The 15,749-nt window shown below is 60.8% G+C and carries 14 protein-coding genes and 1 tRNA gene; 12 read left to right on the top strand and 3 right to left on the bottom strand.

Going from position 1 to position 15,749, the window contains the following annotated elements:
* The first annotated feature begins 33 nt into the window (after positions 1-33).
* From ACX80D_RS13275 to ACX80D_RS13225, 11 genes are all read left to right on the top strand, one after another.
* Entirely contained in the window at positions 34-741 is a 708-nt protein-coding gene (locus ACX80D_RS13275) for a MazG nucleotide pyrophosphohydrolase domain-containing protein (RefSeq protein ID WP_459323233.1), read from the top strand.
* Positions 742-920: 179 nt separating this feature from the next.
* Entirely contained in the window at positions 921-2,201 is a 1,281-nt protein-coding gene (gene eno, locus ACX80D_RS13270) for a phosphopyruvate hydratase (protein WP_459323229.1), read from the top strand.
* Between the two features lie 190 nt (positions 2,202-2,391).
* Positions 2,392-3,132 (top strand): FtsB family cell division protein, encoded by a 741-nt coding sequence (locus tag ACX80D_RS13265; protein WP_459323227.1) that lies wholly within the window; start codon positions 2,392-2,394, stop codon positions 3,130-3,132.
* Positions 3,133-3,226: 94 nt separating this feature from the next.
* Entirely contained in the window at positions 3,227-3,877 is a 651-nt protein-coding gene (locus ACX80D_RS13260) for a DUF501 domain-containing protein (RefSeq protein WP_459323225.1), read from the top strand.
* Positions 3,878-3,940: 63 nt separating this feature from the next.
* A complete protein-coding gene (locus ACX80D_RS13255) occupies positions 3,941-4,894 on the top strand; it encodes a Ppx/GppA phosphatase family protein (protein ID WP_459323224.1) in 954 nt (317 codons plus the stop codon).
* 68 nt (positions 4,895-4,962) lie between these two features.
* Positions 4,963-6,477: a S8 family serine peptidase gene (locus ACX80D_RS13250; protein WP_459323222.1), complete on the top strand. Its 1,515-nt coding sequence runs from the start codon at positions 4,963-4,965 to the stop codon at positions 6,475-6,477.
* An 88-nt stretch (positions 6,478-6,565) separates the two neighbouring features.
* A complete protein-coding gene (locus ACX80D_RS13245; protein WP_459323220.1) occupies positions 6,566-8,029 on the top strand; it encodes an NAD(P)/FAD-dependent oxidoreductase in 1,464 nt (487 codons plus the stop codon).
* A gap of 158 nt (positions 8,030-8,187) precedes the next feature.
* Positions 8,188-8,688 carry a GNAT family N-acetyltransferase gene (locus ACX80D_RS13240; protein WP_459323218.1) on the top strand — a complete coding sequence of 167 codons (501 nt, stop codon included), beginning with the start codon at positions 8,188-8,190 and terminating at the stop codon, positions 8,686-8,688.
* A gap of 70 nt (positions 8,689-8,758) precedes the next feature.
* Positions 8,759-8,834, top strand: a tRNA-Leu gene (locus ACX80D_RS13235).
* A 397-nt stretch (positions 8,835-9,231) separates the two neighbouring features.
* Complete coding sequence (locus tag ACX80D_RS13230; RefSeq protein ID WP_459323216.1) at positions 9,232-10,077, top strand: Bax inhibitor-1/YccA family protein; 846 nt, start codon at positions 9,232-9,234, stop codon at positions 10,075-10,077.
* Between the two features lie 105 nt (positions 10,078-10,182).
* Positions 10,183-11,370, top strand: coding sequence for a TerC family protein (locus tag ACX80D_RS13225; protein WP_459323215.1), 1,188 nt, complete (start codon positions 10,183-10,185; stop codon positions 11,368-11,370).
* A 77-nt stretch (positions 11,371-11,447) separates the two neighbouring features.
* Here the strand turns inward: ACX80D_RS13225 and galK are convergent, their stop codons facing one another.
* Genes galK through ACX80D_RS13210 form a run of 3 tightly spaced genes read right to left on the bottom strand, consistent with a single transcriptional unit; the run spans position 11,448 to position 14,616 of the window.
* Positions 11,448-12,608, bottom strand: a complete 1,161-nt coding sequence (gene galK, locus ACX80D_RS13220; RefSeq protein ID WP_459323213.1) for a galactokinase — start codon at positions 12,606-12,608, stop codon at positions 11,448-11,450.
* A complete protein-coding gene (galT, locus tag ACX80D_RS13215) occupies positions 12,605-13,729 on the bottom strand; it encodes a galactose-1-phosphate uridylyltransferase (RefSeq protein ID WP_459323211.1) in 1,125 nt (374 codons plus the stop codon). The genes galK and galT overlap by 4 nt, the downstream gene beginning before the upstream one ends.
* A complete protein-coding gene (locus tag ACX80D_RS13210; RefSeq protein ID WP_459323209.1) occupies positions 13,726-14,616 on the bottom strand; it encodes a DeoR/GlpR family DNA-binding transcription regulator in 891 nt (296 codons plus the stop codon). Before ACX80D_RS13210 ends, galT begins: the two co-directional genes overlap by 4 nt.
* Before the next feature lie 150 nt (positions 14,617-14,766).
* Between ACX80D_RS13210 and ACX80D_RS13205 the strand changes: the two genes are divergently transcribed.
* Positions 14,767-15,726, top strand: coding sequence for an aldose 1-epimerase family protein (locus ACX80D_RS13205; protein ID WP_459323207.1), 960 nt, complete (start codon positions 14,767-14,769; stop codon positions 15,724-15,726).
* Positions 15,727-15,749: the final 23 nt, after the last annotated feature.

Genomic DNA, 15,749 nt, shown 5'->3' with positions numbered 1-15,749 from the left:
TGGGGAAAGAATCTGGACGAAACACCGGGTTCAATGCGAGAGACGAATGGTCGGGCGCTCTACCCCACTTTGGACCGGCCCCGCCTTGTTGATGTGGTGGACGCCCTCCGGGAGCACTGCCTGTGGACCGGCGCACTGACCCACGAATCGCTCACCAGCTACTTGGTGGAGGAAGCCCACGAATTCATTGAGGCGTTGGAAACCGGCAGCTCCGCTCAGATTTCCGGCGAATTGGGCGACATCTTGCTACAAGTGGTGCTCCACTCCCGCTTGGCTCAGGAAACCGGGGAATTTAATCTAGCCGATGTGGCTCGTGGACTGAGCGAAAAAATGATCCGACGCAGCCCGCATGTCTTCCAACCCGACGGCACATTGCAGGAGAGTTTCCCCGCCACGCTCGCCGAAATCGAGGAGACCTGGGAACGCGTCAAAGCCCAGGAACGTGCACAGGCACGGGACCTGGCCGTAGAAGCTAAACGAGGAAACCCAGGGACAACCGGGCCGTTTGCCGGCATTCCGGCGTCACTGCCGGCCCTCGCTATGGCGCAGAAATCGGTGGAGCGCGCCCGGCGAGCAGGGCTCACAGTGGGCGAACCTGCGGAAAGCGTACCCAGCCCCATCGAAACTGAAGAAGAGCTCGGGAAGGTGCTGTTCGACGTCGTACAACAAGCGCACAAACAAGACCTTGATGCAGAACGGGCCTTGCGTCTGGCAGTGAGGAAATTCCAAGGCCAAGCCTGAACGAACCGCCGGCACACAAAAGTGAACTGCCTGCACGCGGGAGCGCAGCCGAGGCGCACTTCAAGCACCGCAATGGCGCCGAGAGCGTAGCAATGAGTGCTCAATCACGCTTTCGGCTACGATTGGGGGGACAGCGTGGTCGACAATTACACTACAAAGCTGACTATTAGGAGCAATACGTGGCACTTATTGAAGCCATTCATGCACGCGAAATTCTGGATTCCCGCGGAAACCCGACCGTTGAGGTTGAAGTTCTGCTAACCGATGGTGCGATGGGCCGCGCAGGCGTTCCTTCCGGTGCATCCACCGGTGCCTTCGAGGCAGTGGAACTCCGTGACGGCGACAAAGACCGTTACCAGGGCAAGGGTGTCTTGCAGGCAGTCGAGGCTGTTCTGGAAGTTATTGCCCCCGAGATTGAGGGCCTGGACGCTACCGACCAGCGTCTGATTGACTCCGTCATGCTGGAACTGGACGGCACCGCCAACAAGGCCAAGCTGGGCGCCAACGCCATCTTGGGTGTTTCGCTCGCCGTTGCAAGCGCCGCTGCCGAGTCCGCCGGACTGCCCCTGTACCGCTACTTGGGTGGCCCCAACGCACACGTTCTGCCGGTGCCGCTGATGAACATCCTTAACGGTGGCTCACACGCTGACTCCGACGTCGATATCCAGGAATTCATGGTTGTCCCGTTGGGTGCCTCCACGTTCTCCGAAGGCCTCCGCTGGGGTGTTGAGGTCTACCACAACCTCAAGTCGGTCCTGCAGGAAAAGGGTCTCTCCACCGGTCTGGGTGACGAGGGTGGCTTCGCGCCGAACCTGCCGTCCAACCGTGCAGCCCTTGATCTGATCATGGTCGCGATCGAGCGCGCAGGCTACAAGCCCGGCACCGATGTTGCACTGGCCCTGGACGTTGCCTCCTCTGAGTTCTACAAGGAAGGTGCTTACCAGTTCGAAGGCAAGGCACTGACTGCTGCCCAGATGAGCGCTTACTACGCTGAGCTCGTTGCCGATTACCCGCTCGTTTCCATCGAGGATCCCCTGGATGAAGACGACTGGGAAGGCTGGAAGACCCTGACCGACTCCATTGGCGACAAGGTTCAGATCGTGGGCGATGACCTCTTCGTCACCAACCCCGAGCGTCTTTCCCGCGGCATCGAATCGGCAACCGCCAACTCGCTGCTGGTGAAGGTCAACCAGATCGGTTCACTGACCGAGACCCTGGATGCTGTTTCCATGGCACAGCGCGCCGGTTACACCACCATCACCTCGCACCGCTCCGGCGAGACCGAAGACACCACCATTGCTGACATCTGCGTTGCCACCAACGCCGGTCAGATCAAGACAGGTGCCCCGGCCCGCTCCGAGCGCGTTGCCAAGTACAACCAGCTGCTGCGCATCGAAGAAGAGCTCGACGACGCCGCACGCTACGCAGGCCGCAGCGCGTTCCCGCGTTTCAAGGGCTAAATAGCAACGAAGGCCGCGGCGGCTGACTAAAGTGGAATCCACACTTGGCTCAGCTACCGCGGCCTTGTGCTTTAAACGCCTTTATCACTGCGCTGCACTGAGCTAGCGATTGTGAAAAAGCAGCCATTAGTGCGATAGCGTTTGATGATGGAGCCGAGACAAATTACCGGCAGAGATCCCGAGGAGAAGCATGGCCACACGACGGCCCTCAGTGCCCAAAGCACAGTTCACTTCCGGACTCAAGGGTGCCCCAGAGGTGCCTCCCGCCGTCGAACCTGCCTCGAAACGTACGACGACGACACCTGGCTCAGGAGCTCGACCCACCAACACCAAGGCTGACAAGCGCGAACGCCAACCCACCAGTAAATCTCAAAGCCGCACCAGCGAAGATGGTGTGATTCATCCGGCCGGCACCAGCCCGGTTCCGGCTCGATCCTTTTCTGGCCGGCTGATTGTGTTGGGTATCACCATGGGTGTGGTCACCATCTTGCTCGCACCGAATGTGCACACCTTCGCCACCCAGCGAACCGAAATCGCCCAACTGCGCGAAGACATTACAGCCCGGCAGGCCCAACAGGACGCCTACGCATCAGAGCTCCAACGGTGGGACGATCCGGCCTACATCAAGCAGCAGGCCCGGGACCGAGTCAGCATGCTCATGCCAGGTGAAACCGGCTACTGGGTTTATGGCGGCGAGGACATTGAGAGCGCCCAGAATTCTGTAGCTGCCGCTAAGGCCGCTGCAGAGGCGACCACCGCCAAGAAAGCCACCGAAGTCACAGAAGACCCCTGGGTCGATACCCTGTGGGAATCAGTGAAGAAGTCAGCTCAAGTTCAAGCCCCGGCCGCACCGGTAGCCCCAGCTGAGACTGCTCCACCTGCAGCCCCCGCCGTGCCAGCGCCCGTGCCAGCCGCGCCGGCTGCGCCCTAGCAAGCTGCGCCTTGAAAGTGGTCTGCCACCGGGCAGGCTAAAATTACAGGTTGAACACCATGGCCCCAGCGGCCTATCGCATCACAACAGCTCTATGAAAGGCCCGCCCGTGCCCGAAACCACCAGCTCCGCCTCGACCGGGCGCATTCCCACCCAGCACGATCTTGACACCCTCAGCCGCCAGCTTAACCGGCCCGTGCGTGACGTGGTTGAAATCCCTGCGCGTTGCATCTGCGGCAATCCGCTGGTGGCTGCAACAGCACCCCGGCTCAGTAACGGCATCCCGTTCCCCACCACTTTTTACCTAACGCATCCGGTATTGACGGCCGCTGCCTCGCGTTTGGAAGCTGCTGGACTCATGAATGAAATGAGCGAACGGCTAGAGACAGACACTGAGCTGGCTGTTGCCTACCAAAAAGCGCACGAGAGCTACATTGCGGCTCGCGAAGCTATTGGTGAACGCGCAGGAACCGGCCCGGTGCCTGAAATTGCAGGGATTTCCGCCGGCGGAATGCCCACCCGCGTCAAATGCCTCCACGTGCTGGTGGGCCACGCCCTTGCCGAAGGCCCCGGCGTGAACCCGCTCGGCGATGAAGCGCTGGCCGGGGTAGCCCAGTGGTGGACCGCAGATTCTTGTTATTGCGACGGTGCCTGGGATCACGCTGCACCGGTACCCAACAAGGACCTGAGCCGCCACGTCAAGCACCTGAACCAGACCCAGAATCAAGACCAGAACGAGAGCTAGCACCCGAACGGGAGCTAGCACGTCTAAAGCTTCCGCCACTCCCGATTCTTGAAAGGCCAGACCATGCGCGTTGCAGCCATCGACTGCGGAACTAACTCCATCCGCTTACTCATTGCCGATGTGACAGAGCAGCCTGACGGCGGCCAGTCACTGCGCGATGTGCACCGTGAAATGCGGGTGGTTCGGTTGGGGCAAGACGTTGATGTCACCGGCAGCTTGGCTCCCGAGGCCTTGGCCCGTACCTTCGCCGCAGTCCAGGACTACGCCGCCATCATTGCGGCCAATAACGTAGAGCGGGTACGTTTTGTGGCTACGAGCGCTACTCGCGACGCCAGTAATCGGGACGAGTTCGTCGCAGGCATCAAGGAACGTTTGGGCTTGGAACCGGAAGTAGTCAGTGGCGCGCAGGAAGCTGCACTGTCCTTTTCGGGCGCTGTCTCCGTGCTGCCGGCCCTGGGTACGAAAAAAGTCCTCGTGGTTGACTTGGGCGGCGGCAGCACCGAGTTCGTGGTGGGCGATGGAAGCGGCGTGTTGAGCGCGCTGAGCACCAACATGGGCTGTGTTCGTTTTACCGAAAGGTACTTGCAGGCTGACCCGCCCTCTGAAGAGCAAATTTCTTTGGCCGAAGCAGCTGTGCAGGAGAAACTTGCTGAAGTTCTCGCTGTGGTGCCCCTGGCCGAGATTGATCAGGTGGTGGGAGTGGCAGGGTCCATCACCACCATCACCGCCCATGCCCTCGGGCTGGCAAGCTACCAGAGCGAGGTGATCCATGCCGCCGTCGTGCCTCTGGACACTGTGGATGCCGCAGCGTCCTCACTACTTTCCATGACGCGGGTTCAGCGGGCGGAATTGGGCTTTATGCATCCGGGCCGGGTGGACGTGATCGGTGCGGGCGCGCTGATCTGGCGCACCGTGCTGCGCAACCTCGCGGAGCTCAGTGGCGGCAGGGTGGAATCGGCAACCACCAGTGAACACGATATTCTTGACGGAATTGCCTTGGGCGCAGCCCGAGACTGACAGTTACGCCGCACACTCCAGCCACACCGCCTTCACTTGGAATGGCCTTCTTACGGAAACGAGCTCCCATGCAGTTAGCCCCACGGTTGCGTAAAACCGCAGCCGCGTTGATGGCGCTTGCCCTGGCTGGTTCGCTGCTGATGGCTGGCGCTACAGCTGCGCAGGCCGATGACATCCGCAACCGGGAGTACTGGCTGGCGCAGTCCGGAATTGTGAAGGCCTGGAAAGTCTCCCAAGGTGAAGGCGTGAAAGTCGCCATCATTGACAGCGGCATAGACACCGACCACAAGGACCTCAAAGGTGCCGTGGTGGGTGGGATCGACATGTCCGGAGGAGGTGCCGAGAAGGGGAACAAGGGGATCGGTGCCGAACCCGAGCACGGCACACTCGTAGCCACCATGCTGGCTGGTCGCGGCCACGCCGCCCCCACCGCCACGCCGTCAACAGGCACGCCCAAAGCCAGTGCCTCCGCCAAACCTGAAGAAACCGTGGGCGCCGGACCTGACGGGGTCATCGGCGTGGCCCCGAAAGCCGAACTGCTGAGCATTTCCGTATGGCTCGGCAGCGACAACCCGTCGGGCAAAAATATCGACGACCAGATTCCGGCAGCCGTGACTTGGGCCGTTGACCAGGGCGCCAAGGTCATCAACATGTCTCTGGGCAGCACCTCCACGGCCTGGCCGCAGAGCTGGGACGACGCCTTTGCCTACGCAGAAGCCAACGACGTGGTGATTGTGGCGGCCGCTGGAAACCGGAAATCCGGCAGCGAACAAGTCGGCGCACCGGCGACAATTCCCGGGATCTTGGCAGTCGGAGGTCTGGACAAGGACGGCGCGGCCAGCGTCGACTCCTCCTCACAAGGCATCAGCATCGGCGTCAGCGCCCCGGCCGAGGACCTGGCCGGCGGTTTGCCAGGCGGCGGCTACGCCAGCTGGAGCGGAACCAGTGGAGCCGCGCCGATCGTCTCGGGAGTGGCGGCTCTGATCCGTTCCAAGTATCCGCAGATGAGTGCCGCCCAAGTCATCAACCGGATCATTTCAACGGCCAAACCCAAAGGTGAGGGCGTCCCGAACGCTATCTACGGCTACGGCATTCTTGATGCTGAGGCTGCGCTGACGGCCGAAGTTCCCGAAGTCACGGCGAACCCGATGGGCAGCATTTCTGAATGGATCCGCGTCCACCGACGCGGCGTGGCAGCTCCGCCCACTAACGGCGGCGCTACTGCCACCACCATGCCCCAACCCAAACCGACACTGACCGACGCGAGCGCGCCGGTGGCCATTGAAGGCTTTGAACTCGATAGTTCCTTGCCCAAGACGCTGATCTTGGGATCCGTAGGGCTCCTGGCACTCATTCTTGCTGCGGGCAGCACCCATCTACTGGTGGTGCGGCGCAAGATTAGGGCGGTCCCGGACGCTGGAGATGGGGCTGGCGCCGCGGGCGCCGCTGTCGGCGCCGCTGGTGTCGGCGACGCTGGTGCCGGCCCCGTCCCGGCAGCCAAGGAATCGTCCGCTGGGACGGAAGACGCTGCGGACACCGAAGCCTCCCGGCGCCCACGGCCAGGCAGCAAACACAAACACTAGTGCCGGCGTCGTGCGTGAAGATATTTGAGTTACGGGTCACAGTAACAAGCTAGTGAATATTTTCACAAAGAAATGTAGTATGGGTGGTATGGCAATCACTCCTACCTTTTCAGCACGCCCGCGCGTCCTTGTAGTTGGCGGCGGTTACGTCGGCCTCTACACGGCTTTCAACCTGCAGAAGAAGATCGCAAAGTCCGGTGGCATCGTCACCCTTGTTGATCCCCTGCCCTACATGACGTACCAGCCGTTCCTGCCCGAGGTAGCCGGCGGCAACATCGAGGCACGCCACGCTGTGGTTTCGCACCGTAAGCACCTGAAGCAGACCGAACTCATTCAGGGTTCCGTCACCAGCATTGACCACGCAAACCGCACGGCCGTTATTGCTCCGGCCGACGGTGGCGCCCCCATTGAACTTCCGTACCACGATGTGGTCATGGCTGCCGGTGCCATTACACGTACCTTCCCCATCAAGGGTTTGGCCGAATCAGGTATCGGACTCAAGACCATTGAAGAAGCCGTTGCACTGCGCAACCAGGTTCTCTCCCTCATTGAGCAGGCCTCCACGGAGACCGACCCCGAGACGCGCAAGCGCAACTTGACCTTTGTGGTTGTTGGTGGCGGGTTCGCCGGTATCGAGACCATCGCCGAGCTCGAAGACATGGCCCGCGCAGCCGTCAAGTTGAACGACCGCGTTGACCAGTCCGAACTGCGCTTCGTACTCGTTGAGGCCATGGGCCGCATCATGCCCGAGGTCACCGAAGCTCAGGCACTCTGGGTTGTGGAGCACCTGCGCAGCCGCGGCGTTGAGGTTCTGCTGAACACCTCGCTGGATAACGCTGAGGACAACAACATCAAGCTCATCAACCTGCCGGACAAGAGCCTCGCTCAGCAGTTTGACGCAGATACTTTGATCTGGACTGCCGGCGTCATGGCTAACCCCATGGTTCGCTCCACCGATTTCCCGATCGAAGCCCGTGGCCGCGTTTCCACCAACGTGAACCTGCAGATCTCCGGCGAATTCGGTGTCATCGAGAACGCCTGGGCTGCCGGCGACGTTGCAGCTGTTCCGGATGTTACCGGCGGCCTGCCCGACGGTACCTGCGTCCCGAACGCTCAGCACGCTCTGCGTCAGGCCAAGCGTCTGGCCAAGAACCTGTGGGCCAGCCGCTTCAACAAGCCGCTGAAGGGTTACAAGCACAAGAACCTCGGCGCTGTTGCAGGCTTCGGTCAGTGGAAGGGTGTTGCCAAGATCATGGGCATCCAGCTCAAGGGCCCGTTGGCTTGGTTGGCGCACCGCGGTTACCACGGTCTGGCCATGCCGACAGTGGAGCGCAAGATCCGCGTTCTGATGGGCTGGTTTGTCACGATGATCACGAGCCGCGACCTGGCTCAGCTGGAAAACCTTACTCAGCCGCGCGCCACCTTCGTCTCGGCCGCAACGCCCAAGCCCAAGCCTGCTGCTGCTGCTCCGGCACCGGTTGCTCCGGCCGCTCCTGCTGCTTCTGCTGAAACTGTATCCACTGAAGTCAAGGAAGACGCTACTGCAAAGTAGTCCTCCCCAATAAGCAACGCCCGACGCCGGTCACCCCACCTTCTGGGGATGGCCGGCGTCGGACTTTAAGGGGATCGGCGGAGCTTGTTGCTTGTTGGTTGTTGCTTGCCGATTGCCGGGCCAAAGGGTGTGTCAGTGCGGGACGCTAAGCTGGGGCCATGATCATTCGACGCGAGCGGGCAGATGATCGGCCCGAGATCCTTGCCGTGGTGGAAGCGGCCTTTCCCGAACCGGTAGAGGCTAAATTGTTGCGTGGTCTATTTGCCTCCCGAGAGTATCTGCCAGCCCTGTCCTTGGTGGCAGAGTCGGTGCGGGGCGAGATCTTGGGCTATGTCATCACCACCCGGGCATGGATCGGTGACCAAGAATCGTTGGGATTGGGCCCCATAGCCGTTCAACCGGAGTACCAACGCCAGGGGGTTGGGACCGCGTTGATGAACGCCAGTATCGAGGCCGCCAATGCGATGGGGGAGTCCACGATGGTGCTTTTGGGCAGTGCCGACTACTACCCGCGCTTCGGATTTGTGCCGGCGGATTCCCTAGGCATTGTCTCCCCGGATCCGTCGTGGGGTTCGCATTTCATGGCGTTGGCCCTGGCAAATCACCAACCGGGCACCCACGGAGAATTCCGTTACGCCGATCCTTTCAACGCACGCTGACCCACGGTTTCGTGGGTGGGACTCGTATCCAGTATTGTTGACAGGAGCCAGTAACGGTCCTGATGGATCAGCCCCAGTAGCCCAATGGCAGAGGCACCAGACTTAAAATCTGTTCAGTGTCGGTTCGAGTCCGACCTGGGGTACCAAAATGCGGTTCGCCGCCATCGACCCGTCACATAATGACGCTCAGAAATTTCTAAGCGTCATTATGTGACGGGTCGATTTTCATTTCGGTGCCGTGGGGGGAGTGGAGTCGGCGTTATCGGCGGCGACTGTCCACTTAACGCACAGCTAAGGCCCCAAAGTGACCGGAAATGTTCGTCAGGTGAACTTCCGGGCCGCAAGAGCAGGGACACTCGGCCCGCAGCGCCCAGCGCCCCAGCGCCCGAACGCCAGAATCTGAGCCCAATGTGAACAGTTGGTGAATGTTTGCTGGCAGCGTACTGGCAATTGGCCCTGCATGGAACAAAATAGCGGATTGAAACGCTTGACTTGATAGAGTACAAGGAACAATTACCCCCCTATTTTGGAGGCACAGGCACGATGGCTCTTGGTGGAAACCCGGTATTTGCCAATAACAAGAACTTCAAAGAGGTGCCCGCTGGCTACCGCGGTCACGTCAACGCTGGCGCGGACACCATATCGGCCCAAGCCCAGTTCTCGGCGCAGCAGCTGCAGGACATGTACAACAAGCCCTCAGCCAATGCTTCGCAGACCGGCCGCATGACCTACGACGACGTCATCATGAAGACTGTCTTCACGCTGACGATGGTCCTCGTGGGCGCCGCTGTCGGTTGGATGATTCCGGCACTGATGTGGCCGGGCATGATCATCGGCCTAGTGCTGGGACTGGTGAACTCTTTCAAGAAGGAGCCATCCCCGCTCTTGATTCTGGGTTATGCACTCTTCGAGGGCTTGTTTCTCGGCGGGATCTCGGGACTGCTTGAGGGCATGTACCCGGGCATTGTCATCCAGGCCGTGTTGGGTACCCTGAGCGTATTCCTCGTGACGCTGGTGCTGTTCCGCAACGCCAAGGTCCGGGCCACGCCGAAGATGACCCGATTCTTTATCATCGCGCTGGCCGGCTACGCGCTGTTCTCCCTGATCAACTTCTTCTTGATGATCTTCAACGTCACCAACAGTCCGTGGGGTGTCCGCAGCATGGATATCCCGGGCACGAACATTCCCTTCGGCGTCGTTTTGGGTCTGTTCGCCATCGGCTTGGCCGCGTTCTCCCTGATTGTGGACTTCACCTCGATCGAACAGGGTGTGCAGCGCGGAGTGCCCACCAAGTACTCCTGGACGGCCGCCTTTGGCCTGACAGTGACGCTGGTGTGGCTCTACGTAGAGATCCTGCGCTTGTTGGCCATCCTCCGGGGCAATGATTAGCCCCTTCTCCCTTCTTACCTTTTGCAACGCCCGGCCCCTGCGGCTGGGCGTTGCCGCAATGGAAACCCGCACCCTTCATTGTTCGACAACTAGCGAAAGCAGCTCATGAACGTTTCCCCCCTGATCTGGGGCATTACCATTGTGGTGATTTTGGCCCTTTTGGCCTTTGACTACTTCTTCCATATTCGCAAGGCGCACATCCCCACCTTGAAGGAAGCCGCAGTCTGGTCCTCCATTTACGTTGGACTGGCCGTCGTATTCGGCATCATCGTTTGGGTCCTTGGCGGACACACCATGGGTGGAGAATACTTCGCCGGGTACATTACCGAGAAGGCCCTGAGTGTTGATAACCTCTTCGTCTTCTTAGTCATCATGGCCAGCTTCAAGGTCCCGCGCGAGGATCAGCAGAAGGTGCTGCTCTTCGGTATTGTCTTCGCCCTGATCGCCCGCACCGGCTTCATCTTTGCCGGCGCAGCATTGATCAACACCTGGTCCTGGATGTTCTACATCTTCGGCATCATCTTGCTCATCACGGCAGGAAACTTGCTCAAGGGCGAGGATAGCGCCAGCGACGAAGACGCGGATAACTTCATCATCCGTCTCGCTAAGCGTCTCTTCAACACCTCTGACAAGTACGACGGCGACAAGCTCGTCACCGTGATTGACGGCAAGAAGGTTCTTACCCCGATGCTGCTGGTCATGGTGGCCATTGGTGGCACCGACCTGCTGTTCGCATTGGACTCGATTCCGGCCATCTTCGGTCTGACCCAGAACGTGTACATCGTGTTCACGGCCACCGCGTTCTCCCTCATGGGCCTGCGTCAGCTGTACTTCCTGCTGGATGGCCTGCTGGACCGCCTGATCTACCTGGCCTACGGCTTGGCCGCGATCTTGGCCTTCATCGGCGTCAAGCTGGTCCTGCACGCACTGCACGAGAACAACTTGCCGTTTATCAACGGCGGCGAGCACGTTCCCGTCTTCGAGATCTCCACCGGGCTCTCTCTGACGGTCATCATCGGCGTCCTTGCGGTCACCATCATTGCGTCGCTGGTCAGCAAGTCCGGCAAGGCGCAGACGGTCCTGAACAACGCCCGTCGTCACGCCAACAGCTACATGGATCTGGACTACACGGCAGATATCAACGAACGTGAGCGCGTCTACAGCATGCTCATGAACGAGGAAAAGACCATCGCAGCCATGGAGATTAAGTACCGTGACAAGCACCCGGAATCTGAGGAGATTCTGGAGCTGATCGCCACGGCACACCAGGCGCACGCGGACTTCAAGAGCTAGTCCCCGCCAAGACAAAAGGGCCTCGGCAGGCTCGACCATCAAGGTCGAGCCTGCCGAGGCCCTTTGTTCGTTAAGCTCTAGCTGATCTTGCGTGCCCCTGGTGCGGGGGAGACGGCGAAGATGTCCGGCGCCGTGAAAGACGCCTCAGCGAAGGCATGGACGACGGCGTCCCGCACCGTGGCTTCTTCGGCCGCCGGAATCAAGGCGATGGCAGACCCGCCAAAACCACCGCCTGTCATGCGGGCACCCAGTGCGCCGTGAGCCAGTGCGGTGTCCACGGCGAGGTCCAGCTCGGGGCAAGAGATCTCAAAGTCATCGCGCATTGACACGTGGCTTGCGGTGAGGAGTTCGCCAATAGCGCCCGGACCGGAGCCATCCAATACCTCGATGGTGTCCAGCACGCGCTGGTTCTCCGTGACAATGTGGCGCACACGGCGGAACGTTTCTTCATCCAGCAGACCAGCGGCCTCGGGCAGATCCGCGGCGGAAACATCTCGCAACGCCGACACTCCGAGCACTTGTGCGCCCAGCTCGCAGGAGGCGCGGCGGGCAGAATATCCGCCAGTGGCATGGGCGTGGGTGACCTTGGTATCGACGACCAAAATCAGCAGCCCGGCAGCCGCCAAATCCAACGGCACCAGATTGGATTCCTGTGTGCGGCAATCCAGGAAAACCGCATGTCCATCGGTGGATAGCAGCGAGGCGGACTGATCCAAGATGCCGGTCGGGGCGCCCACCACCTCGTTCTCGGCACGCTGACCAACCAACACCAGCTCGTTCAGGCTGAGTCCCGCGGATTCCAATTCGTTGAACGCTGTGGCCACCGCGCACTCGATGGCAGCCGAGGAGGACAGGCCCGCACCCGAAGGCACAGTGGAGTGGAGAAAGAGGTCAAAGCCACCAATGGTGATACCCATCTGGCGCATGACCCAGACAACGCCCAGCGGGTAGGCGGTCCAACCCTGCATGGTCTCTGGGGAGAGCGTGTCCAAGTTGACGGTGACGGTGGGGGCCTCACCGTAGCTGGAGCGCAGCTGGGCCACGTTGTCATCACGGAGTTTGATGGCCACGGCGGCGGCGCGGTCAATGGCGAACGGCAGCACAAAGCCTTCGTTGTAATCGGTGTGCTCGCCGATCAGGTTCACGCGACCGGGGGCGGCCCATACGCCGTCGGGAGTTGAGCCGAAGGCTTCGGTGAAGGCTGCAGCAACTTCGGCTGTATTAATGGACTGGCTCATACCAAATCTGCTTTCGGGGTGAGGGTGCCGGGGGTGTTGCGCAGTAGTGCAGCTACCTGTTCCGGGGTGGTGTCGTTAATGAAGGCGCCCATGGCTGCCTCTGAGCCGGCCAGGAATTTCAGCTTGTCAGCGGCTCGGCGTGGCGAGGTGAGCTCCAAATGGAAACGGCCGGCGGGACGCAGTACCGAATCCAGCGGCGCCTGGTGCCACGCGGCAATGTAAGGAGTGGGAGTGTCATACAGGTTGTCCAGGCGGCGCAGCACGTCCAGGTACATGACTGCCAGCTCATCGCGTTCGGCGTCGTTGAGTGCGGCAAAGTCCGGGACATGGCGGTGTGGGGTCAAGTGGATTTCCAACGGCATGTGCGCGGCGAAGGGCACATAGGCGCTAAAGTGCTCACCTTGGGCGATCATGCGCTCACCGGATTCAGATTCCTTGCTGACAATGTCGCCGAGCAAGGTAGCCGCACCGTTGTGAGCGTCGTAGAACATGCGGGCTGCAGCGGCCATGACTTCACTGCGCGGCGGCACATAGGAGTACGCGTAGATCTGCCCGTGCGGGTGGTGCAGGGTCACACCAATGTCTTGGCCGCGGTTCTCAAACGGGAACACCTGCTTGACGCCGGGCAGGGCACTCAGCGCCTCGGTCCGGTGTGCCCAAGCATCAATGACGGTGCGGGCACGCTCTTCTGACAGGCCGGCAAAGGAGCCTGTGTGCTCCGGGGTGAACGCCACAACTTCGCAGCGGCCGAAGGCTCGGCCCAGGGTGCCCCAGGAAGGGTTCGCCGGAATGTCACCCACGGCCGGTCCCAACGATGGAAAGCGGTTTTCAAAAACAGCCACGTCGTAGGCGGAATCGGGAATCTCGGACAGGTTTGCGCCGGTGGTGGGGCACAGCGGGCACTGGTCAGCTGGTGGCAGGTAGGTGCGGGTTTGGCGGTGCGCGGCAACAGCGACCCAGTCTCCGGTGAGGGCGTCGTAACGCAGCTCGCCGGTATTTGCTTCGTTCCGGGCATCCAGCGGACGCGTGTCGCGGGCAGTGTGGGACTTGGCATGTGCGCCGTCGTCAAAATAAATGAGCTCGCGGCCGTCGGCGAGGAGTGTACTGGTGGCGATGGTCATGAGGACTTTCTGGTTGCTGAAGAGGTTGCTGAAGAGGTTGCTGAAGAGGGAGCTGAAGCGGTTGAAGTAGTGGTTGCTGTCGTGGGGGAGGTGGTGGAGTACTGTGCTGCCGTGATGAAGTTCGGGACTCGGGCGGCGAACAAATCTGCGGTGGCAGGGCGGATGCCATCATCGGTGATGATCGTGTCCACGGCGGAGATGGCTGCGATCGCGGCCAGGGAGCGGACCTGGAACTTGGAGGCGTCGGCCAGCAGTACCACCCGAGTAGTGGCTTCAATGAAAGCGGCGTTGGTATCAGCTTCGAGCCAATTAGGGCTGGTCAGGCCACGGTCCACATCCAGACCGTGCACACCCATGAAACAAATATCGGTGTTCAGATTGCGGAGTGCCCGGCAAGCCACGGGGCCGACAAGAGCTTCTGAGGGCGTGCGTTCGCCACCTGTCACAATGACCTTCAGATCCGAGCTTCCTTGGTGGTGATAAAGCAGCTCGGCAGCCTTGAGGGAGTTGGTGACCACTGTCAGATTGTGGAGCCGCTCCAGCTCCGCGGCCAGAGCTACGGCGAGTTGGTAGGTGGTGGTGCCGCCGGTCAGGGCCAAGGTCATGCCGGGCTGAACCAGCTTCATGGCTTCGCTGGCTATAGCCAGTTTTGCAACAAGTTCTTTGTCAACATTGAGCAGGAATCCAGGCTCTAGGGAGCTGAGCCGGGCCAGACGCATGGCTCCACCATGGATCTTGCGTGCCCGTCCGTTCTGATCCAGAGTTTCAATATCGCGGCGGATGGTCATTTCGCTGACGTTCAACAGCGCAGCAATATCTGCCACACGCACGGCCTCATGCAGTTGCAATTCCTTGAGGATGCGCGCTTGGCGCTCTGGTGCAAGCATGAAAGGACCCCTGGTTGCGTCGACGATAGAAGTAGGCCGAAATAAAATAAACAGTTTCAAACAAAATATTACATTAAGGGAGGTGTTTGTACAGTAGCTTTTTGTAGATGAAGGAGAATTCCTTGCCATGAAGGCAGTAGCCTAATCACCATGAGTACTTCCAAGACCGCCCCTGGCGCGGCCAACAACACCGCCACGGGCGCACCCAATGTCCCCGCCACGGGCGCACAGTTCACCCTGTCGCGTGCTGGCGCCACCGCCATTGTGACATCACTGGCCGCGGGCCTGCGTCACTATGACAAGGATGGCGTTGCCCTCGTGGAGAGCTACCCCGAGGATGCCATTGCCCCCGGCGCGGCCGGCATCACACTGGCGCCCTTCGCTAATCGCATCGATGGCGGACTGTGGCAGTTGGAGGGCAAACCCCAGCAGCTGGACATCACCGAGGTGCCCCGGAACAACGCCATCCACGGCCTGTTACGCAATACCGGTTACCACGCGTTGGAAACGGGCGATGCCCACGTGATGCTGGAGGCCATCATCCATCCGCAGCACGGCTACCCGTTCCTGCTCCGCCACCAAGTGCGTTACTCGCTGGAGCGCAACGGCAGCCTCCGCGTGACCCAGACCCTCCTCAATGATTCCGCCAAGCCAGCGCCGTTCGTCCTCGGCGCGCACCCTTACTTCACCCTCGGCGACATCCCGGCCGAGCAGCTGACGCTGACGGTGCACGCTGCCACCTACTTGAGTGCGAATGAGCGCATGATCCCCACCGGAAATCGTGCTGTGACGGGCCGCTATGAGTTGCGTCAGGGCCGGCCCGTGCCTGATTCCCTCATGGATACCGCCTTTACAGACCTTGAGACGGCCGACGGCGTAGCCTCGCACACGCTCTCGGCCGCGGACGGGCGCAGCGTGAGTCTGTGGCACGACGGCAGCGTGGAATACATTCACGTGTACGTCACCGAGGAGTTCCCGGGCCGATCCTTGGCCGTGGCACTGGAGCCGATGACGGGTCCGGCCAACGCCTTCAACTCCGGTGACGGCCTGCAATGGCTGGCGCCGGGGGAGTCATTCACCATGAACTGGGGCATTGATTCGGTGCTCTGACACCCTCTTTAATGGTGCTGTGA

Source organism: Arthrobacter sp. Sr24, assembly GCF_054511175.1.
This window is presented reverse-complemented; position numbering and strand designations above follow the sequence as displayed.

Excerpts from the sequence above, each read along its gene's own strand:
- ACX80D_RS13275 (WP_459323233.1), top strand. The coding sequence starts at position 34 with ATGCGAGAGACGAATGGTCGGGCGCTCTACCCCACTTTGGACCGGCCC.
- ACX80D_RS13265 (WP_459323227.1), top strand. The coding sequence starts at position 2,392 with ATGGCCACACGACGGCCCTCAGTGCCCAAAGCACAGTTCACTTCCGGA.
- ACX80D_RS13260 (WP_459323225.1), top strand. The coding sequence starts at position 3,227 with ATGAAAGGCCCGCCCGTGCCCGAAACCACCAGCTCCGCCTCGACCGGG.
- ACX80D_RS13255 (WP_459323224.1), top strand. The coding sequence starts at position 3,941 with ATGCGCGTTGCAGCCATCGACTGCGGAACTAACTCCATCCGCTTACTC.
- ACX80D_RS13250 (WP_459323222.1), top strand. The coding sequence starts at position 4,963 with ATGCAGTTAGCCCCACGGTTGCGTAAAACCGCAGCCGCGTTGATGGCG.
- ACX80D_RS13245 (WP_459323220.1), top strand. The coding sequence starts at position 6,566 with ATGGCAATCACTCCTACCTTTTCAGCACGCCCGCGCGTCCTTGTAGTT.
- ACX80D_RS13240 (WP_459323218.1), top strand. The coding sequence starts at position 8,188 with ATGATCATTCGACGCGAGCGGGCAGATGATCGGCCCGAGATCCTTGCC.
- ACX80D_RS13230 (WP_459323216.1), top strand. The coding sequence starts at position 9,232 with ATGGCTCTTGGTGGAAACCCGGTATTTGCCAATAACAAGAACTTCAAA.
- ACX80D_RS13225 (WP_459323215.1), top strand. The coding sequence starts at position 10,183 with ATGAACGTTTCCCCCCTGATCTGGGGCATTACCATTGTGGTGATTTTG.
- galK (WP_459323213.1), bottom strand. The coding sequence starts at position 12,608 with ATGAGCCAGTCCATTAATACAGCCGAAGTTGCTGCAGCCTTCACCGAA.
- galT (WP_459323211.1), bottom strand. The coding sequence starts at position 13,729 with ATGACCATCGCCACCAGTACACTCCTCGCCGACGGCCGCGAGCTCATT.
- ACX80D_RS13210 (WP_459323209.1), bottom strand. The coding sequence starts at position 14,616 with ATGCTTGCACCAGAGCGCCAAGCGCGCATCCTCAAGGAATTGCAACTG.
- ACX80D_RS13205 (WP_459323207.1), top strand. The coding sequence starts at position 14,767 with ATGAGTACTTCCAAGACCGCCCCTGGCGCGGCCAACAACACCGCCACG.